Origin of the sequence: Siphonobacter sp. BAB-5385, assembly GCF_002261125.1 — a bacterium.
Classification (GTDB): Bacteria; Bacteroidota; Bacteroidia; order Cytophagales; family Spirosomataceae; genus Siphonobacter.
Genome location: NZ_NMPS01000021.1, coordinates 12,741 through 33,320, shown reverse-complemented (window position 1 = coordinate 33,320; position 20,580 = coordinate 12,741). Strand labels below are relative to the sequence as shown.

At 46.1% G+C, this 20,580-nt stretch carries 17 protein-coding genes and 1 tRNA gene; 14 read left to right on the top strand and 4 right to left on the bottom strand.

Annotated elements, in window-relative coordinates; translation table 11 throughout:
- Positions 1-32: 32 nt before the first annotated feature.
- From BWI93_RS29330 to BWI93_RS01575, 6 genes are all read left to right on the top strand, one after another.
- Positions 33-902, top strand: a complete 870-nt coding sequence (locus BWI93_RS29330) for a DUF2723 domain-containing protein (RefSeq protein WP_369679080.1) — start codon at positions 33-35, stop codon at positions 900-902.
- Positions 839-3,037 carry a DUF2723 domain-containing protein gene (locus tag BWI93_RS01595; RefSeq protein WP_369679079.1) on the top strand — a complete coding sequence of 733 codons (2,199 nt, stop codon included), beginning with the start codon at positions 839-841 and terminating at the stop codon, positions 3,035-3,037. The genes BWI93_RS29330 and BWI93_RS01595 overlap by 64 nt, the downstream gene beginning before the upstream one ends.
- Positions 3,038-3,401: 364 nt before the next feature.
- Positions 3,402-4,811 (top strand): tetratricopeptide repeat protein, encoded by a 1,410-nt coding sequence (locus BWI93_RS01590; protein ID WP_369679078.1) that lies wholly within the window; start codon positions 3,402-3,404, stop codon positions 4,809-4,811.
- 293 nt (positions 4,812-5,104) lie between these two features.
- The gene (locus BWI93_RS01585; protein ID WP_094808418.1) at positions 5,105-6,358 is read left to right on the top strand and encodes a putative DNA modification/repair radical SAM protein; all 1,254 of its coding nucleotides are present in this window, start codon (positions 5,105-5,107) and stop codon (positions 6,356-6,358) included.
- Entirely contained in the window at positions 6,359-7,129 is a 771-nt protein-coding gene (locus BWI93_RS01580) for a TIGR03915 family putative DNA repair protein (RefSeq protein WP_094808417.1), read from the top strand.
- Positions 7,130-7,302: 173 nt separating this feature from the next.
- Positions 7,303-9,039 (top strand): hypothetical protein, encoded by a 1,737-nt coding sequence (locus tag BWI93_RS01575; protein WP_094808416.1) that lies wholly within the window; start codon positions 7,303-7,305, stop codon positions 9,037-9,039.
- 2 nt (positions 9,040-9,041) lie between these two features.
- Here the strand turns inward: BWI93_RS01575 and BWI93_RS01570 are convergent, their stop codons facing one another.
- Positions 9,042-10,010 carry a glycosyltransferase family 9 protein gene (locus tag BWI93_RS01570; protein WP_094808415.1) on the bottom strand — a complete coding sequence of 323 codons (969 nt, stop codon included), beginning with the start codon at positions 10,008-10,010 and terminating at the stop codon, positions 9,042-9,044.
- Between the two features lie 365 nt (positions 10,011-10,375).
- Here BWI93_RS01570 and BWI93_RS01565 point away from each other — a divergent pair, with 365 nt between their 5' ends.
- The 6 genes from BWI93_RS01565 (at position 10,376) to BWI93_RS01540 (ending at position 15,750) form a co-directional block, all read left to right on the top strand.
- Entirely contained in the window at positions 10,376-11,611 is a 1,236-nt protein-coding gene (locus BWI93_RS01565; RefSeq protein ID WP_094808414.1) for a pitrilysin family protein, read from the top strand.
- A gap of 87 nt (positions 11,612-11,698) precedes the next feature.
- Entirely contained in the window at positions 11,699-12,340 is a 642-nt protein-coding gene (locus BWI93_RS01560) for an O-methyltransferase (RefSeq protein ID WP_094808413.1), read from the top strand.
- A 75-nt stretch (positions 12,341-12,415) separates the two neighbouring features.
- Positions 12,416-13,129 carry a transglycosylase SLT domain-containing protein gene (locus BWI93_RS01555; RefSeq protein WP_094808412.1) on the top strand — a complete coding sequence of 238 codons (714 nt, stop codon included), beginning with the start codon at positions 12,416-12,418 and terminating at the stop codon, positions 13,127-13,129.
- A 32-nt stretch (positions 13,130-13,161) separates the two neighbouring features.
- Positions 13,162-14,724 carry a LysM peptidoglycan-binding domain-containing protein gene (locus tag BWI93_RS01550; protein WP_141217313.1) on the top strand — a complete coding sequence of 521 codons (1,563 nt, stop codon included), beginning with the start codon at positions 13,162-13,164 and terminating at the stop codon, positions 14,722-14,724.
- A gap of 108 nt (positions 14,725-14,832) precedes the next feature.
- Entirely contained in the window at positions 14,833-15,417 is a 585-nt protein-coding gene (locus BWI93_RS01545; RefSeq protein ID WP_094808410.1) for a DUF3109 family protein, read from the top strand.
- A 9-nt stretch (positions 15,418-15,426) separates the two neighbouring features.
- Positions 15,427-15,750 carry an MGMT family protein gene (locus BWI93_RS01540; RefSeq protein ID WP_094808409.1) on the top strand — a complete coding sequence of 108 codons (324 nt, stop codon included), beginning with the start codon at positions 15,427-15,429 and terminating at the stop codon, positions 15,748-15,750.
- Between the two features lie 160 nt (positions 15,751-15,910).
- Here BWI93_RS01540 and BWI93_RS01535 read toward each other — a convergent pair whose 3' ends face one another.
- Positions 15,911-16,237, bottom strand: coding sequence for an iron-sulfur cluster assembly accessory protein (locus BWI93_RS01535; protein ID WP_094808408.1), 327 nt, complete (start codon positions 16,235-16,237; stop codon positions 15,911-15,913).
- Between the two features lie 175 nt (positions 16,238-16,412).
- On the opposite strand from BWI93_RS01535, the gene BWI93_RS01530 reads away from it, so the two are divergent.
- Positions 16,413-17,789 carry a cystathionine beta-synthase gene (locus BWI93_RS01530; protein WP_094808445.1) on the top strand — a complete coding sequence of 459 codons (1,377 nt, stop codon included), beginning with the start codon at positions 16,413-16,415 and terminating at the stop codon, positions 17,787-17,789.
- A 237-nt stretch (positions 17,790-18,026) separates the two neighbouring features.
- A tRNA-Ser gene (locus BWI93_RS01525) sits at positions 18,027-18,111 on the top strand.
- 331 nt (positions 18,112-18,442) lie between these two features.
- On the opposite strand, the gene BWI93_RS01520 is transcribed toward BWI93_RS01525, so the two are convergent.
- Positions 18,443-19,531, bottom strand: a complete 1,089-nt coding sequence (locus BWI93_RS01520) for a hypothetical protein (protein WP_094808407.1) — start codon at positions 19,529-19,531, stop codon at positions 18,443-18,445.
- Between the two features lie 4 nt (positions 19,532-19,535).
- Entirely contained in the window at positions 19,536-20,225 is a 690-nt protein-coding gene (locus BWI93_RS27590; RefSeq protein WP_176454096.1) for a peptidoglycan-binding protein, read from the bottom strand.
- Between the last annotated feature and the right edge of the window lie 355 nt (positions 20,226-20,580).

The window sequence follows — 20,580 nt, the reverse complement described above, 5'->3', positions numbered from 1 at the left end:
CCGAATTAGATTATTTAGCATAAAACTACTTCATGAAAAATTTCCAGCGGATCAATAACCTACTGGGTTGGAGTGTCTTCGCCATTGCTTTATTCACCTACGCTATGACCGTCGAAGAGACGGCCAGTTTCTGGGATTGTGGTGAGTTCATTGCCTGTGCATTCAAATTACAAGTCCCGCACCCACCGGGAGCCCCCATCTTTTTGCTGATTGGCCGGATGTTCTCGCTGCTGGCCGGTAGCGATGTAACCCGGGTCGCCTACTGGGTAAACATGATGTCCGTACTGGCGAGTGCCTTTACGATTCTGTTCATGTTCTGGACGTTAACGATGCTGGGACGCAAAATCGTAGCGAAGTCGGCGGATACTCTTACGCTTGGCGAGTCTATTGGTGTACTGGGTGCCGGATTAGTCGGTTCATTGATTTATACCTTTAGCGATACGTTCTGGTTTTCCGCCGTGGAGGCCGAGGTATATGCCATGTCATCGTTCTTTACTGCTTTGGTATTCTGGGCGATGTATCGCTGGGAACTTATTGAAGATGAATCAAAAGCCAATCGCTGGATCATTTTAATTGCCTATCTGACGGGTCTTTCCATCGGTATTCACTTGCTGAACCTGGTAACCTTGCCCGCTCTGGCTTTGATCTACTATTTTAAAAAGAAACAGGATCCAACGCTGATTGGTGGCATTATTGCATTGGTTATTGGCGTAGTCATTCTGGGAATCATCAACGCCGGTATCATTCCGGGTATTCCCGCCATGGCCTTTTCGATCGAAAACTTTTCGTTAACTCCTTCGGACTGCCTTACAACTCGGGTGTTATTTTCTTCGTTATCGTGTTTTTCGGAGCCGTCATTTATGGGGTCTGGTTTGCTCAGAAAAAGAAAAATCCCGTGTTGAGTACGGCCTTGCTTTCGCTAGCCTTCGTACTGATTGGATACCTCTCCTATACCCAGGCTCTGGTACGGGCGAACTACAATCCGCCCATCAATGAGAACAATCCCTCGGATGCCATCAATTACCTGAGCTACCTGCGTCGGGAACAGTATGGCAGTCGCTCGCTGACGTACGGACCACTCTTTACGGCTCGCGTTACAGACATCCGCCGTGGCGATCCGATGTACAAAATGGAAGGGGGTCAGTATAAAATTTACGACTACAAACCCGAGTACGTTTGGGAAAAAGACCAGCAGATGGTATTGCCCCGTTTATGGTCGCAACAGCCTGGTCACGCTCAGCTGTATGCCTCAATTCTGGGCCTCCCCCGCGATCCCAGCGATCAGTCCCGGTTCGTAAAACCCACCTTTGGACAGAACATTGGTTATATGTTCAGCCGCCAGATGGGCTTTATGTACATGCGATACTTCATGTGGAATTTCGCGGGTCGGGAAAGTGACTACGAATGGGCGGACTGGATGCCTCGTCTTAGTAACAAGGCGGCTCTACCCGAAAGCATCAAGAATAATAAAGCTCACGATAATTTCTATTTCCTGCCCTTAATTCTGGGGCTGCTGGGCTTCTTTATCCAGTTTACCAAACGCGAAAAAGACTGGCTTGTCGTGGCGATCAGCTTCCTCATGACGGGTCTGGCATTGGTGGTGTTCCTGAACTCCCCCCCTACCGAACCCCGCGAACGGGATTACATTTACGTAGGTTCGTTCTATTTCTTTGCTCTCTGGGCGGGATTAGGCGTACTGGCCTTGCAGCAGTTCCTGAGCAAAGTTTCCAAGAATACGGTTACTGCCGGCGTACTCGCCAGCGTGCTTTCCCTGGGTGTACCCGTGATGATGGGTACGAAGAGCTGGGACAACCACGATCGTTCGAACCGCTGGCACTCGGTAGACTTTGCCAAGAACATGCTGAGTTCCTGTGCTCCCAATGCCATTTTGTTCACGGGTGGGGACAACGACACCTTCCCGCTCTGGTACGTACAGGAAGTGGAAGGGTTCCGCACCGACGTTCGGGTGTGTAACCTTTCGCTGCTGGGTACGGACTGGTACATTGATCAGATGAAGCGGCAGACGTACGAATCCAAACCGCTGCCGATTACACTCGAAATGGACAACTTCCGGACGGGTATTAACGATCAGATTCCGTTCTCGGAAAACCCGAACGTGAAAGACGGTATTGACCTCCAGGAATACATTCAGCTGGTGAAACAAAACAATCCCGCAATTCAGGTGCAGACGACTTTGGGACAGATGAACGTATTACCTTCGTCCATCTTCTCGCTGAAGCTGGATACGACGAAAATTCGTCAATCCGGCCTGGTTTCCAAAGAGTTTGAATCCTTACTGCCTGGCGACCGGATGAACTGGAATTTCGGTCAGAACGACATCACGAAACCCGAACTGATTCAGCTTGACATCATTGCTCATAATAATTTTGAACGTCCGGTATACTTCGCGTCTACGCTGGGTTCGCAGAGTTACCTGGGTCTGAAGGAATTTTTGCAACTCGAAGGATACGCCTACCGCCTCATGCCGTTCAAAGTGCCCGGTGCCCGCGATGGCTTTGTTAACTCTGACATTATGTACAAAAACATGATGACGAAAATGGCCTGGCGGGAAATGAACAATCCGAACGTGTACTACGACGAAACCTACCGGGGAGCCCCGACGGTATCGGCCCGGATTGCATTCTACCGACTCGCTACGCAACTGATTCAGGAAGGCAAACTGGCTGAGGCGAAAACAGTACTGAATCGCTGCCTGGAAGCCATTCCGGATAAAGCCATTCCCTACGATCAGATTTCGGTAAGTTTCATCGGACCACTGATTTCCGTAGGCGAAAAAGCGAAAGCCCTGCAAATGGCGGAACTGATCATGAAACGGTCCGACGAAAACCTGAACTACTACATTGAATCCAATGGCGACAGCCAGGATATTCGGGTCAACCTGTATCAGATGAATCTGGTTGTCCAGCAATTGCACGATGCCAAACTCGAAGCAGAGGCTAACAAATACGAAGCCATTTTCAACCGTCAGTATCAACGTTTGGGCAATCGCCTCGACGATGGTAGCGGAGCTGAATAATTGCTTTGTTCCCAACGAGAAGCCCGTCTTACAAGACGGGCTTTTTTGTGTTTTTAGCCTAGGCGAAAGGTGCCAAAAGAGGATCCTTCTCCTTATCAAACCTCAATCTAATTGCCTTCAAACCAAGTTTTTACGAAAAAGTACCCGCAAGTCCTGAACGGACCGACCCGTAAATACACTCACAATCTGGTCAAGATTTTCAAACAAGGGTTGGGAGAATGGAATTTTCTAGTTATCTTAGAATGTTCCTTAACATGAAAACCAATAGACGTACCCAACTTTAGTATAGTATCGATTCGTACACCAAAGCTTGCTTTGTCACGCATCAAACCGGGATTACGTTTGCCATTACACCCGTTGCCTTATGATGGAACAACCTGAATTCGACGACCGCCCGGAAGCCACCCATGACTCTGTGAAGCGATTCGAAAAAATGTTGCAGAACCGGGAGGATTCGTTCTTCGATCTGGATACGTATGAACAAATCGTCGAACATTATTTAGAAGAGGGAAAATTAGAAGATGCTTTAAAAGCCTGCGAATACGGTTTATCTCAGTATCCTTACTCGTTGGAATTGATGCTGAATCAGGCCCAGATTATGGCCAATTTTCAACGGTACGACGAAGCCCTGGATTTGCTCGAACGTGCCGCCCTTTTCAATCCCCACGACTTAGATATTTTTTACTTACGCAGCACCGTGTATGGGCTTATCGGCGACTATGAGCATGCCATCGAGATGCTCAAGGAAGTCCTCGATTACGCCGAGGAAAAAGATGAAGTGCATTACCACCTGGGACTGGCTTACCAGCAGTGGGGGAAATTTGAAGAAGCCATTGAGCATTATCAGCAAGCCGTACACGGTGACCTGAGTAACGAAAATGCTCTGTATGAACTAGCCAACTGCCTGGACCAGCTGGGCAAGCTTGAAGAGAGTCTGCCGTATTACCTGGCTTTTACCGACCGCGATCCTTCTTCGTACAACGCCTGGTATAATCTGGGTATCGCCTATTCAAAGCTTGAACGCTACGAGGAAGCTGCCGAAGCCTATGAGTATGCCACGTACCTGAAGAAAAACTTCGCGTCAGCGTACTATAACCTCGGGAATACGTACATGAATCTGGAGCGGTATCAGGAAGCTCAGGAGGCATACGAAAAAACGCTCAAGTGCGAAGAACCGACCCCCGAGACGATCTGCTGCCTGGCGGCCAGTCTGGAAAAACAGCTGAACTACGAAGAGGCCATCAAACATTACAAAGAATCCATTCAGCTCGACCCGCTTTGGGACGAAGGCTGGTACGGGGTCGGTGTATGTTTGTACGAAATGAACAAGTGGTTTCAGGCCCTGCATTTTTTGCGGAAAGCTTTAAACCTTAACAAAAAGAATGCGGACTACTGGCTGGCCGTTGCCGAAACCGAACAGCGGATTGGCAATGCCATTTCTTCCGAAGAAGCATACCGGGCTGGCGTAGAAGTAGCCCCCGAAGACGTAGAAATATGGGTAAAATGGTCGATTCTGTATTATGAACAGGGCGATTTTGAACGAGCGACTGACATCATCATGCAGGCTCTGGATGAATGCCCCGATGAAGCAGAATTATACTACCAGCTTACAGTTTACCTGATTCACGCCGGTAAGTTCCGGGAAGCCTTCTTGTATCTGGAAACGGCTCTGACACTCAATTATGACATGCACATTATGTTGTTTGAGTACTTCACGAATCTGGAAACCCAGAAAGCACTGTATAAGATCATTGAGCAGTACAAAAAAGAATAAGATTTTTGTTCTTAAACGCAAAAGACCCGGCCTACAACCGGGTCTTTTTTTATGCAGTCTTCTAGCAGAACAATCCCTATTCTATCTACTTCCAGTGGAAAATGAGGCTGACTACAAAGTGAAAAGAATTCAAGGCTCCTTCATACTACTAAGCCAGTATTTCGACTGCTACTCTGATTTAACTCAAAACGACCCAAAATAGACAAAATATACACACAATTTATTCGATAATTCCTCTGGTTTGATTATTTTATATAACCAAAAGTTAATATATTCACACAAATATCAGAGCCATGAATTTTAATCGAGCGAGCGAAAAGTTGCAAATTTTAGCCGATGCTGCCAAGTATGACGTATCCTGTGCGTCCAGCGGTGGTAATCGGAAAAATACCAACAAAGGATTAGGCGACAGTAAGGCCAATGGCATTTGCCACAGCTTTACGGAAGATGGCCGCTGCGTTTCGCTGCTCAAAATTCTACTGACCAATCACTGTATTTACGATTGTGCCTTCTGCGTTTCCCGGAAAAGCAATGACATTCAGCGGGCAGCCTTTACGGTAGAGGAAGTCGTAGAACTCACCATTAATTTTTACCGTAGAAATTACATTGAAGGCCTGTTCCTGAGTTCTGGTATTTTCAAGAATGCCGATTATACGATGGAACGTCTGCTTCGAATTGTAAAAAAACTACGGCTGGAGGAACGTTTCAATGGGTACATTCACCTGAAAACGATTCCCGGAGCCAGTGAAGAACTGATTCAGGAAGCCGGTCTGTACGCTGACCGGATGAGTATCAATCTGGAGATGCCCACGGAGGCGGGTTTGAAAACGGTAGCCCCCGAGAAAAGCCACGAAGACGTTAAAAAACCCCTGCATTTCGTCAACCAGCACATTCAGGCATATAACAGCGACCGGAAACTTATTCTTTCGACGCCCAAGTTTGTACCCGCGGGTCAGAGTACGCAGATGGTCGTTGGAGCTACGCCCGAGTCGGACCTGGAAATTATGGCTACGGCCGATCAGTTCTACAAAGCCTATAATCTGAAACGAGTGTATTACTCCGGTTATGTCCCCATTCGGCAGGATTCGTTGTTACCGAGTATTGGAACGCCCCCACCCATGGTACGCGAGAATCGACTCTATCAGACCGACTGGCTTATGCGGTTTTATGGCTTTCGCGTGGATGAAATTCTTGACGATACGCATCCCAACCTGGATCCGGAGATTGATCCTAAACTAAGCTGGGCTCTTCGCAATCTGCACGTGTTTCCCGTTGATATCAACACGGCTGATTACCAGCTTATTCTGCGGGTTCCGGGCATTGGTGTGGGTTCAGCTAAAAAAATCATTGCGGCCCGACAGTTTGGTAAACTCCGTACGTATCAGTTACAAAACCTGGGTATTGCTTATAACCGGGCTAAGTACTTCGTTCGGTGTGCGGATTCTCCGTTTGCTTCCAAAGACTGGCAGGCGACCCAGATCAGGCATTTTATTCTCTCTTCAAGCCAGCATAAACGGCAGTCTCCCCAGCAGCTAACTCTTTTCTAGATGGAAATCTACGTATTCGACGACACTTTCGAAGGTTTTCTGACGCTGATCTTCGACTGGTATAATCGAAAGCCGGGTTCCATTACCGTTAGCTCAACCAAACAGTATCACCCACAAGCGTTTAGCCAGACGTATTTCGTAGTCACGGATTCAGAGAAGGCTACGCGGGTCGCTACGGGACTTCGGAAGCGATTGTCTAAAGAAGCCTGGCGAGCCCTTTACTGCACCTTCTTATCCGAACGCCCTGAGGGCTATGAGCATCTGTTTGGGTTTGCAGTTTACGTATTTAGTGGCATAGTACAGGCCGAAAGCAATTATGGCAACGAGCACGTGCTTTTTGTACATCAGATGGCCCGTAAAGTCGAGCGGGAAAAACATCATATGGAAGCTTTCATACGTTTTCAGCAAACGCAGGATGGCATGTACTACGCTCCGATCGAGCCCAAATACAATGTTTTGCCTTTACTGGCTGGCCATTTTCGTGATCGTTACGCGGATCAGGCCTGGGTTATTTACGATCACGTACGCAGGTACGGGTTGTATTACGATCTTCATAGTCTTCAACTGATCACACTGGATTTCCAGCAGGGAACCAACCTCGAAACGCCAGCCCGCATTTCGGAAGATCATCACGAAGAAATGTATCAGTTACTCTGGAAAGATTACTTCAGGAGTACCAATATTCCGGCCCGTCGAAATTTGAAACTTCACGTCCGAAACTTACCCCGTCGCTTTTGGAAATATCTAACTGAAAAACAGGTGTTTGATTAGTTTCTTTATTGTAACTCATTAGAGATAATTACCTACGTTATATTGTATTATCCATCAGATTTTAAAAAAGTCTTATCTTGCCAGCAGGAAACACATTACGCTTTTCCTAGTTAATACCTTTAACCCAACTCTTTCGTTTAGGATATCTTTCCAAAGAAATCTTTAGTATTCTTATGGATTTAAAAACAACGCCGTCTTCCTCGCAGAAAACGCTGGTTTATCTTGTTTGTGGCGTACTGGTTTTCCTCTACCTCTTTTTGCAGTATTATTATATTTCTCCCTATCCTTTTGGTGATGATTTGCCCAGCATTTATCGATTCTTATTAGAAGTACAACAGGCAGATTCATTCGGTGAAAAATTGAAATTAATTTTCACAAACGGTTTCGTTGAACATAAGCTCTTATTTTTTAGCCTTTTTATCACGTCCCTGTACGGACTTATTGGGAAAATATCCTTACCCTTATTTGCGTTGGGTGCGGGCGTAGTCTGGTGTAGCATTTTCTTTTTTTACAAATACTGGCTTCCCTTCATCCGGGTATCGTCGTACTGGTTAGTAGCCATCGCACTGGTTCTCCTGTCCTTTGCTCCGTATCAGGCTATCTTCTGGACTATGGCCGCGTTACAGCATTTTTCTGTCACGTTCCTCTGCTTTTTAACTATTTATCTTCTTTGTAAGCCAGCGAAGCACAACCTAACTTTTTTTCTGCTGGCTACGTTAAGCGGTTTTTTTTGCACTTACTCTTCCGGTAATGGAATGGCCGTTTGGCCCGCGGGTTTTCTGGCTCTGGCTCTACAAAGAGAAATTAAATTTTCACTTGGCTGGCTACTCAGTTCGGCGGCTGGCATTGGCTCCTATCTGTATAGCATTGCCCTGAACGAAACGCCCTCGGGGAGTAAGCTTTCGCACGTATTCGAAGCGTTATCCACCAAAATCGTCAATTTCATCGCTGGGCTGGCGGGAGCTTCGTACTTTAAAAACGACTCTCTGGATTTTTCGGATGGTGAGCCGCCTCTTTCCTTCACTTACTTTTCTATTTACCTGGGTTTGCTACTTCTGGTTTTATTTCTGCTCGGCTTCATTCAGGCGTATCGGAAGCAAAACCGGGGACTGATTGCGGTTATTTCGGTTTCCGCTTTTATCGTCATTACTTTCGCATTTGTTGCTTTTGGCAGGGCTTCTTCGCAGGAATTATTTGTCATCTTTAAAAGCCGTTATTACACCTATTCGGTTATCGCCATCGCCAATGGTCTGTTTTGTCTAGCGTACCTGTCCCGGGAATTTCGTTACCAGAAAGCGGTGCTTTATGTAGGTATGGCGTATAGTGTTTTCTTCTGGGGATGCTGGCTATTTAACTCCTACACCAACCTGTTAAATCAGCGAAATATCTTAGACCTTGGCTATCTGAATTTCACGAAAACCGGACAATGGATTTGTTACCAGCCCACCTTCTTTTACGAGCGATTTTACAATACGTTTTTTTCTGAACACCAGGATAAACTTGTACAGTTACCTACGACAGATCTCCACACCGCCTTTCAAAATAAGCAAGTAACGGATGCGGTTTTTTCCCCCTGTTCAAACGTACGCATGCAAGTGATGCACAACAAGCCGGGTTTCGTCAATATGCGGCTCTACAACGGTGAAGCACCGGCCATTCATAATCGAAAAGAAGGATATGCCATTGCAATGGTCTCGCAACAGGACACCTTTCTTTTGTATACGACGCTTTTACGAAATTCCGTTAAAAAACTCCTGACGACCGGTCAGCCTACCCGCAAAGGCTATACGCTTGATATTCAGCTCCGCCAGAATAGCTTCCCCAAAGGATCGTACGAGCTGCATCAGTTTTATTTCAAAAACAAAGAGGGCTTTTATAATCCAAGAAACGAAGGTACCATCACACTTTAAACTCAGGCCCTTATTACTTCCAGCAATTGTTCGGTCCGAATATCCCGGGCACATTTAAAGTGTCCTTGCGGACAGGACTTGTATCCGTGAATACCACAGGGCCGACAAGCTAAGGCTTCAGGCACCTCTATCACCTGCGAACGCTCAGCTAAGGGTCCAAATCCGAACATCGGCACGGTTGAACAAAAGATGGCGGCTGTGGGAGCATTCACGGCCGAACACAGGTGCATAGGTCCGGAGTCGTTCACGTAGTTCATCACGGCTCCCTGCATTAAAGCAGCGGATTCCAGCAGACTCAGTGTACCGGCCAGATTCTGTACCTGACTGCGGCCGGCAGCCTGCTGAATGCGTTCGGTCAAATCCTTATCCCCCGGTCCGCCCAGCAAATACACGTGCAGAGAAGCCGGTAGTTGTTGAATCAGATCCACCCATTTTTCTTCGGGATACTGTTTGGTAAACCATACCGACGACGGAGCCAGACAAACGTAAGGCGTTTGGGTTGGGAAGGAAAGCGTTGGCGGATAGAGCCGGGGACGGAATACGCGTTCATCGGTAAACCAGGCAATTAAATCCGTGTTTCGTTCGACTTCGTGCGGACCGTCGAACCGGTGTTTAATTTTGCGGGTGAAAAGAAAACTCAGGGGATTTTTGTCAAACCCTACCGTTGTTTCGGCTCCGGAAAAAGCCGTCAGAAATCCCGTCGTGGCAAATCGCTGCACGTTGATAACGTAGGTATACTGCCGTGAACGAATGCTTCGCAGCAGTTTCCAGAGACTTGCGTATTTGCCTTCTTTTTTATCCCATACCAGCGTTTCGTGCAGATACGGGTGGTTTTTCAGTAAGCTTTCATTGCCCCGCCGTACCAGAAAATCAATTTCGGCCTGCGGGTAATGATGGTGAAGCTTTTCGAGTAAAGAAGTCGCCAGAATTGCATCCCCAATAAAAGCCGTTTGAATAACCAGAATCTTCATCCGGCAAAGGTCGCGAAGAAATCGGCAAAGCCCATAAGCGTACTTTGGAATTTCGGTTTCCGATCTCCCGCCGGACTATCATTAGTTTTTGATTTTCAACTGCTTAGGATTTCCGCATTATATTTGTAAATGGAATACATTTTACCTAAATTTTAATCCGTTCAGGACCTGGATGCACTGAAAATTTTCGGTTGTCCGAACGGATTTTAAAAAAGTTATATCAACATTTTGCTGCATTCTCCGTTACTTTTGAGTATCGAAACTCCGCTAAACTCTTCTTTTCGAACGCTTGTATGCTTACAGTGAAGAGATGTTGGAATGAAAGAAAGGCTTTCCTTTCGCGGCGAAACGTGCACTGATTATCGATGGAAGACTACCAATTACATACCATGCCTAACGGCATACGGGTGGTACACAAACAACTTACGCATACGCAGATTGCCCACGTGGGCATCATGCTCGACATTGGTTCACGCGATGAACAGCCACACCAGCAGGGACTGGCTCACTTCTGGGAGCACATGGCCTTCAAGGGCACCGACCGTCGCAGTAACCTACAGATCATCAACCGCCTGGAAAATGTCGGGGGTGAGCTGAATGCGTACACAACGAAGGAAAAAATCTGTTTTCATGCCTCCGTTCTGACCGAGCATTTTGATAAGGCTCTGGACTTGCTGGCGGACATTACCTTTCATTCCGTCTTTCCGGAGAAACAGATTGAACGCGAACGGAACGTAATTCTGGAAGAAATTTCCATGTATTACGACTCGCCGGAGGATGCTATTCAGGATGATTTTGACGGACTCATTTTTGAAGGCCATCAGCTCGGAGCGAACATTCTTGGCGATGCCGAAAGTCTCAAACGGTATAAAAAAGAAGATTTTCAGACCTTCATCGCCCAAAATCTGGATACGGAGAAAATTGTGGTATCGTCGGTAAGCAAGCTGCCTTTCAAAAAGGTAGTAGACCTGGCCGAACGCTTACTCAAGGATATTCCGGCCAGCAAAACCAACCGGGTACGTCAGGCTCCTACGTTCTACCGACCTCAAACGCAGGAAATGAGTCGTAACATGACTCAGGCCCAAATTGCGGTAGGTCGGCAATCGTACGCCCTCAACGATGAAAAACGGCTCCCCTTCTTTGTACTGGTGAACCTGCTCGGTGGTCCGGGTATGAATTCCCGGCTCAATTTGTCCGTACGGGAAAAATACGGTTTGGTATATGGTATCGACGCCCAGTATACGCCGTTTACGGATACCGGTTACTTCGGTATTTATTTTGGCACGGAGCCACGTCAGCTTAACAAAACCTTTTCCCTCATTCATAAGGAACTCAAAATCTTACGGGAAAAGCAGCTGACCAGTCATCAGCTACACGTGACGAAGCAGCAATTAATGGGCCAGCTGGCCATGTCCGAAGAAGGTAACATGAGCTACATGCTGATGATGGCTAAAAGTCTGCTCGACATGAATCGAATTGAGTCGCTCGAGCACCTCTTTGGGCACATAAAAGCCATTACTTCCCAGCAACTCTGGGATCTGGCGAACGAGATGTTTACGATCGACCAGTTCAGCTACCTGAGCTTCCTGCCTGAGAATTGATTTACGAAAGTTGAGAAAGCTCAGGCGGATTTCAGCAACTATCGTTAACTTGTGAAAAGGTTTACCTATTCGATTGATACTTAGTTTATGCATTTTATAGTTCCAGAAATAGAGGCTTATGCGGAAGCTCATACCAGTCCGGAGCCCTCATTACTGAAACGGCTGAATCGTCAGACGCACGTCAAAATCCTGCATCCCCGGATGCTATCGGGTCATTTTCAGGGCCGTATGCTTTCCATGATTTCCTGGATGATCCGGCCGCGTGTGGTACTGGAAATTGGAACGTACACCGGCTATTCAGCTCTGTGTTTTGCCGAAGGACTTGCCGAAGGCGGAAAAGTGATCACCATTGACATCAAAGCCGAACTGGAACCCTTCGTTCGGGAATTCCTGAACGAATCGGATTACAAGGATCAGATTGACTACCGGATTGGCAACGCCCGTGAAGTCATTCCTACGCTCGACGAAACCTTTGATCTCGTATTCATTGATGCCGACAAACCCAGCTATGCAACGTATTACGATTTGACCATCGACCGGGTTCGTTCCGGCGGCTGGATCATCGCTGATAATGTACTCTGGAGCGGGAAAGTGGCTCAGGCGGGAGCTAAAGTAGACAAAGACACCCAATGTCTGCTCGACTTTAATGCCAGGGTACAGCAAGACGACCGCGTCGAAAACGTTTTATTACCGATTCGGGATGGATTGATGGTCGTTCGCAAAAAATAATTTTCCATTTTTACCCCATTAAATTTCCCTCCGAATCTTCCATCCATCGTAAGTCATCGCTTAACCATATCAACCATGATTAAAGGTATCATTACTGTTGCATTTAGTTTAGCCGTGAACGTTTCTGCTTCTGCTCAACTCTTTCAGGTGCCTTCCCGAGTGACGTTCAGCAACCTAAACGTAAATTTAGAACCCGGTGCCCGCGACATCGTACAGACCGATGTCTACGCCCTGCTGGCCAACCGTACCACCATCAATACCCGTCTGGATCGGGCAGTGCTCTATTTCCCGATTATTGAGAATATTCTTTCGGAAGAAAACGTACCCAACGATTTCAAATATCTGGTGTTGCAGGAAAGTGGCCTGGCTGCCGATGCGGTGTCTACATCCAATGCGGTTGGTTTCTGGCAGTTTAAGAAAGAAACGGCTACGGACTACGGCTTACGAGTGGATGACGAAATTGACGAGCGTAAAAATATTCACGCTGCTACCCGAGCCGCTGCCCGTTATCTCAAAAAAACAACGCAACGCTTAACAACTGGATTTCGACGCTCTACTCCTATTATCTGGGCCTGGGTGGCATTCGTACCCTGGTACCTGCTTCTTGGAATGGAGCCCGGGAAATTACGCTCGACGAAAAAACGGACCGGTACATTCTCCGTTGCCTGGCTCATAAGCTGGTTTACGAAAACGAATTACGCGGGTACCGTTCGGCCCAAACGCCTTTTTACGAATACAAAGCCAGCGGTGGTAAAAGCTTTACGCAAATCGCCGACCAACTGGGGGTAGATGAGGTAGAACTCCGTCGCTATAACCGTTGGGTGGGTGGCTCTAAAATCCCGCAGGACCGCGACTACGTCATGCTCGTCGTGGTGAATAATCCTTCACAGCCCGGAGTGGCTTCGGCACAAGCGGGCCCCGCTACGGTCGCTCAACAGAGCAATACAGCCAGCCGTCCGACTACGACCGCCGTTCGCCGGACGAAAATTAAAGAACCGGAATTCCCGGTATTACGCCGCATTACGCCGACGAGCCGTCGCCAGTCCAACGGCCCCATTTTCTACGAAATCAACGGGAAAGATGGTATTCTGGCTCAGGAAGGTGATACGTACCAGAAGATTGCGGAACGGGCTGATATTCGTCCCAGTCGCTTCCTGACCCGAAACGACATGGAGGAAAGCGATGCGATTCAGGCGGGCAAGGTGTATTACATCCAGAAAAAAAACAAGAAAGCCGCGGTTGCCTATCATACGCTACAACACGGACAAACACTCTGGGACGTTTCGCAGATGTATGGCATTCGTCTGTCGTTTTTACTGAGAAAAAACCGGATCAAATCGGAGTCCGAAGCCGTTCAGCCGGGCCGTGTTTTGTGGTTACAGAAAACCCGTCCCTGCAAAACAGCCATCGAGGTAGTACCGCTGCCCGATCCGGAACAACCCAAAGAAGCAGAACAACCAGCCATCGAAGTAGCTGCAAAACCCGATACAACGACCACCCGACCGCCCGAAGTAACCGTTAGCGTACCAACCACCACTACGCCGCCCCAGCGAAACTCGGGTCGGGTGGTACTGGTCGATGAAAACGGTCAGGTGGTATCCGGTAACCCTTCCGCGAACCCCTCGGCACCAGTGAATCGGCCTCCCGTCACGACAACACCGGCCACACGTCCGGCCACGCGTGAACCTCAGGTAGCTACTACGCCACGTCCGGCTCCTTCGCGGAACACGTATCCCGTTACGCCCGGTGAAACGGATGCTCCGGCTCCCACTACTCCTTCGCGTCAGCCCGTTACGCGTACGGAAAGCAAAGGAAACTATCACGTTGTAGAACCTGGGGAGACTTTTTACGGTATTGCCCGGAAGTATGACCTCAAACCCAGCGACCTACGGGATCTGAACGGAATGACTTCGTATCCTGTACTGAAAACGGGTGACCGGATTCTGGTGAAAGGTACGCCTGCTGCCACAACTCGCCCCGCAGATAAGCCTGCGGCCGTAGCGGCAACAGTAACCCGACCTGCGGCAGCGGCAACTTCGTACCACACGGTAGAACCGGGTGAAACGTTCTTCGCCATTGCCCGGAAGTACAACCTGACGCCGGAAGAACTTCGTGACATTAATGGCCTGACGGAAATGCCCCGGGTAAATGTCGGCGATCGTTTTGCCGTACGTTCCGGCGTACCTCGTCCCAACCGAAGCAGCAGTTTACCAGCCAATAGTTCCGACAATAGCTGGACGTATCATACTGTAGAACCGGGCGAAACGCTGTTTGGTATTGCCCGGAAATATAAGGTATCCGCGAGTGATCTTCGTCAGTGGAACAACCTGTCAGCCGAGGGAACGATTCAGTCGGGGCAACGTCTGAAAATCAGGAACAAATAATATTTGACGGTTCGAAGGAACGGACCACCCAGTGACACTGTTAATTTTGATAGCGGGAATTTTTTCCCGCTATTCTTTTTTAGTGGACGAACTCCCACAAAAACGAGCATGATACTCATTGATAATACCGTCATTTCGGATGACATCGCAGATCAATATTTCGTCTGCGACCTGCTTAAATGCAAAGGAGCCTGTTGTGTGGAAGGCGACCTCGGTGCTCCCCTGGCTACTGACGAGCTAACCAAACTGGAGGAAGTATACGAACAGGTGAAGCCTTATCTCTCGGAAGATGGCATTAAAGCCGTGGAAGAGCAGGGCTTATACGTGGAAGACTGGGAAGGTGATTATTCAACACCCGTGATCGAAGGCCGTGAATGTGCCTATGCCATTTACGATCAGAAAGGAATTTTGAAATGCGGGATCGAACAGGCGTATCTGGATGGTAAGATTACCTGGAAGAAACCCCTTTCCTGCCACCTCTACCCCATTCGCGTTACGAAGTACGATCAATATGATGCCTTGAATTACGACCGCTGGCACATTTGTTCTCCCGCCTGCGAACACGGAGCTGCCCTGAAAGTACCCGTGTACAAATTCCTGAAAGATCCCCTTATCCGGGCCTATGGCGAAGCGTGGTACGAAGAACTGTGCCGGGAAATTCAGGATAAACTGGAAGCCAACCAAACCAATTAGGTACTCGCTATGGCTTCCGATGCTTTCCAGGATATTTATGAAGTAGTCAAGCTCATTCCACCGGGACGCGTGACCAGTTACGGAGCCATTGCCGAGTACCTGGGTTCGAAGGGCGGTGCCCGATTGGTGGGCTGGGCCATGAATGCCTGTCATACCATTCCCGACGTACCCGCCCACCGTGTGGTTAATCGCAATGGCGTACTGACCGGAAAGCATCATTTCGGTGGTAATCGGATGCAGGAACTCCTCGAAGCCGAAGGCGTCCGAATAAAAAATGACCAGATCCAGGATTTTAAAAACCTGTTCTGGTCACCGAAGGAAGAATTGCTTTAATTCTTCGTTTTCAGTTTGCGGTTTACCGTTTTCAGTTAAGATACGCAGAACAGAAGCCCTAATACGCAAGCAACCCGAACGTGTTGAACATTCGGGTTGCTTTGTTAAAGGTATATGAGAACCTTTAACTGAAAATTGCAAACTGAAAACAGTAAACTGCTTAAACCGCAAAGCTTTCGCCGCAGCCGCAGGTACGTGAAGCATTGGGGTTGTGGAAGACAAAGCCTTTGCCGTTCAGTCCGCCGGAGTATTGTAACTCGGTACCGGCCAGATACAGGATCGATTTCTTGTCGATCATCACGGTTACCCCTTTATCTTCAAAAATCATATCTCCCGCCTGGGGTTCTGAGGCAAAGTTCAGATCATACATCAGGCCTGAACAGCCGCCGCCTTTTACAGCTACGCGTACGCTGAAGTTTTCGGTCAGGCCATCCTGCCGACGCAGTTCTACAATTTTTTCAGCAGCTTCTTGAGATACGGTTACCATAGTTTTATCAATAAAAAGAAGAGATTCTCTTCGATTGTTGGTTTCTTCGGACAAATTTACTCCTGAAATCGGAACAGTGGTTAACCGGAATAGGTTTCTTCAATACCTAAATTTCATTCGTTTACCCGCGTCATTCCGGTTCGTATCCGGCGAATCCTCAAATCTGTACGTTCCTATGCATTACTACAATCACGTCATAGAAACCATCGGTAATACGCCGCTGGTTCGTCTCAATAAAGTCACCAAGGGTATTCCCGGTACTATTCTGGTAAAAGTGGAGTACTTCAATCCCGGCAACTCCGTCAAAGACCGCATTGCCCTGCGGATGATCGAAGACGCGGAAGCGGCGGGCATTCTCAAACCCGGCGGTACCATCATCGAAGGCACTTCGGGCAATACCGGCATGGGACTGGCTCTGGCCGCCGTAGCGAAGGGTTACAAGTGCATCTTTACGATGGCCGACAAGCAGTCGCAGGAGAAAATAAACATTCTGCGGGCTGTGGGAGCGGAAGTCGTAGTATGCCCGACGAACGTGGAGCCGGACGACCCCCGGAGTTATTATTCGGTAGCCAAACGCCTGAACCAGGAAATTCCGAACTCCTTCTACCCCAATCAGTACGACAACCTCTCCAACACGGCGGCTCACTACGATACTACCGGACCGGAAATCTGGACGCAGACGGGCGGCGAAATCACGCACTTTGCCGCAGGTGTAGGTACGGGCGGTACGATTTGTGGTACGGCCAAATTTCTGAAAGAGAAAAACCCGGACGTAGTAACCGTAGGCCTGGATACCTACGGCTCGGTATTCAAGAAGTATAAGGAAACGGGCGAGTTCGACCCGAACGAAATTTACCCATACCTGACCGAGGGTATTGGCGAAGACATACTGCCCAAGAACGTCGATTTCTCGCTGATCGACCACATTCTGAAAGTGACGGATAAAGATGCGGCCATTATGGCCCGTCGGCTCTCGCGGGAAGAAGGTCTGTTTGTGGGCTGGAGCTGCGGTACCGCCGTGTACGGAGCCCTGGAATACGCCCGCGAGCATTTGAAGGAAGACGACGTGATGGTAATCCTACTCCCCGACCACGGCACGCGTTACCTGAACAAAATTTACAACGACAACTGGATGAAAGACCACGGCTTTCTGGAAAGTCGTTCGTTTGCTACGGCTCAGGATCTGATTCGTATTCGTCCGCGTAGTCGCACGCTGATTTCTTTGCCCCAGCAGGCCCGGGTGAGTGAAGCCATCCGCTTACTCAATCGCGACGGTATCAGTCAGATTCCGGTGGTAGACGAGTCCGGTAGCTTTGTGGGCAGTATTTCCGAGTCGACGATTCTTTCCCTGCTGATTCAATCGCCCGACATCAAGGAAGTCCCCGTGCAGGAAATCATGGAGAAGCCTTTCCGCTTCGTGGGTCTGCACGACACCATCGATGTACTGGCCTCGCTCATCGACAAGGATAACAAAGCCCTGCTCGTTCGCGACGAGAGCAACGGCATCCACATCATTACCCAGGCCGATTTGCTCCTGGCGATGACGAACTAGCGTACGACGTACAACCCATTCTGAAAAGGAAGCGAGAATACTCGCTTCCTTTTTTAGTGTTCAGCAACGAGTATCGCCTGGCAAAGGCAAAAATTATCAAAAAAAATCCTGGAGCCGAAGCTTTGAAAATGAAGCATCTACGCGTTAAAACCCATGAAAAGCCCAACCCAAAAGCATTTTTTTTCACGACTCCTCTTGACACAGGCCCTAAAAACCCCTACTTTTGTGCTCACAAACAGAGGGTTGGCGGAGTGGTCGATCGCGGCAGTCTTGAAAACTGTTGACTGTAACAGGTCCGGGGGTTCGAATCCCTCACCCTCTGCAAGTAATCAAACTAGCTTGAAAAAGCTAGTTTTTTTTATGTCTTTACGTTACAGAACATCAAATTTGTCCTTCAAATAAAATATGAATTGAGAGAATGAATGGGCTGGCTGTTTATTCCAGAACTAGAGTATGTACAACTAAAAACGTACAAGGACATTAAAGAATAGTAACCCTTTAAAATCAAGACCCGGAAGGCCATAAAAGGCGACCAAAACAAGTAGATTTGTTGGCCGCCTTCCGGCTGAAGGTGAACGGTTGCTATTAATACTCATGATGGTAACTACTTAAAAAGCGGAAAGGTTGGCAAATTGCCAACCTTTCTTTTATGATTAATTATTCTTTTCACTTGGAAGCAACTTCCTAATTCCTGATTCAATTCTTTTTAATTCCTTTAAATCACTACTCCGTATATGCCCATTAAATTCATTTTTATAGCTATGGAGCCTAACCTTTATACTAGCTAATAAATTTTTCTTCAAAATATTCCAAATATTTCTATCCCTAACTTTTTTTGATACCCTTAATTGAGAGTTCATATATCTTTCTATTCCCTCAAGATGATATTGGGTATAACTACTTTTTATCTCAGCAAAATCCTTTTCACTAAAATTATACTGCTTATTTTCTATTATAGCCTCCAGTTGGCTCATTCCAATATATAAATGCCTGTAGATCAATTCATAAAAATCATCCGAAAACATTCTTATAAAATCCTTATATCCTTTGTAATCTTTTACCTCTGCAATTTCGTCATCATATATCAGAATTCTATCATCAAAATATTCTAACGCTTTTAAATCAAACTTACTTTCTAAATCATTTGCAATGTAGTATACTACTAACTCTCTTACATCAAATCTTTTCTCTTTTAATGTTAGTGTATCAGCCTTAACTTTAAGCTTGTTGTTATTAAACTTTATTTTAGCATTATCCTTATTAAGAATTTTATTTTGTCTTAATATTTTTTCTGATTCTAATTTATTGTACGTTAGTTTTTCGTTTTGAATGTCAATTTTTTGATTCAGTAAACCTAACTCTCCACGTTTATTAGATAGCTCGTTCTTCAAAGAATCTGCTAAATAACTAAGTTTATCTTCTCTCCATTTGAAGTATGGTTGAACGAAAAGCGTATAGCTAAATGCCATAACACTTGCCCCCAACAATATTTTTCCCAAAGTTTCGGCTGTAATTTTCTTATACCACGCTTTTTCTAAATCTTCTCTTTCTCGTCTAATTTTTAAAGACTCCTCTTTTACTTTATTTGCTTCTTGTACTAATTTATTTTTTTCTTCTAATATCTTTTCATTTTCCAATTCAATTTTATGAATCTCTTTTTTGATTTTATCTATTTCTAAATCAGATTTAATTTTATACGATTCGTCTTTATTCTTTTCTTCGTTATCAATAATGTTTTCCATGCTATTAAATCCATTTAAACCAACCACTTCTTATAAAACTATAAAGATAGTAAAATGTCTCTTTGCCAACCAAACCATCAGGATTAACATTAAACATATCTTGAAACTCAATAATTGATTCAATAGTTACGAAATTTATCTCTCCATCTACCTCATCCTTGTCCAATATTCCAAGTTTAAATAAGATATTTTCAATATTGTACAAATAATTAAAGCTAAATCTGTTATAGTAAGATATTTTTTTATCATATTTTTTACTTAAAGTCATTATGTCAAATTCACTATAATGCTTACCTGATTTTGGTTTATAATTATTTTTAATATTAATATCTATAGAATCTAACCATTGATTTAATTTCAATTCTTGATCTATATTTTTCTTATTACCATCTAAATTATTGTCAAGATTATTTGAAGTTATATCACGGTATATTTTTTCATTAAATTCATTATAAATATTTCTACCATTATTGTATTTCTCTAAATATTTATCGGGATCACCAGTAGCTATTTTACCAGTATGTGGATTTACATTACCTGGATAACTATAATTGTTATATGGATTTCCATCTGGTACTGATCTCTGATGAGGTTGTACATAGGTACCATCTTTTCGAAGGTATCCTTTAACATGTACCTGAGAAAAAACCAGAACATGTTGTAATAGAAAGAAGACGAATAAAATATTTCTCATTTGTAAGTATAGATGTGTGGTTACCACTAAATTATAAAAATGTTGGATTAAAATCACTTTAGGCATTCTAATATTTAATCATATGTTAATAGTTAAACCATTAGATATGAACAGGTTATAAAAGTTGCACCTTTTTTTACACAAAAACAAACTCAACATACTGGTTTTCAGAAGATTAAATATATAATAAAATAAAAAAAGATAGAACACCCCTTTTTTCCGCCCGCCCTATAACATTTTGGAAATTTCCATTTTTGATTTTCTCGAATTGCTGAATTGAGATTTCGGGCTGGGTCGGTCGGTCGGCGGGGTGGGTACCCCTTGAAAAGTTGGCGGGCCGACCAAGCCGCCACGT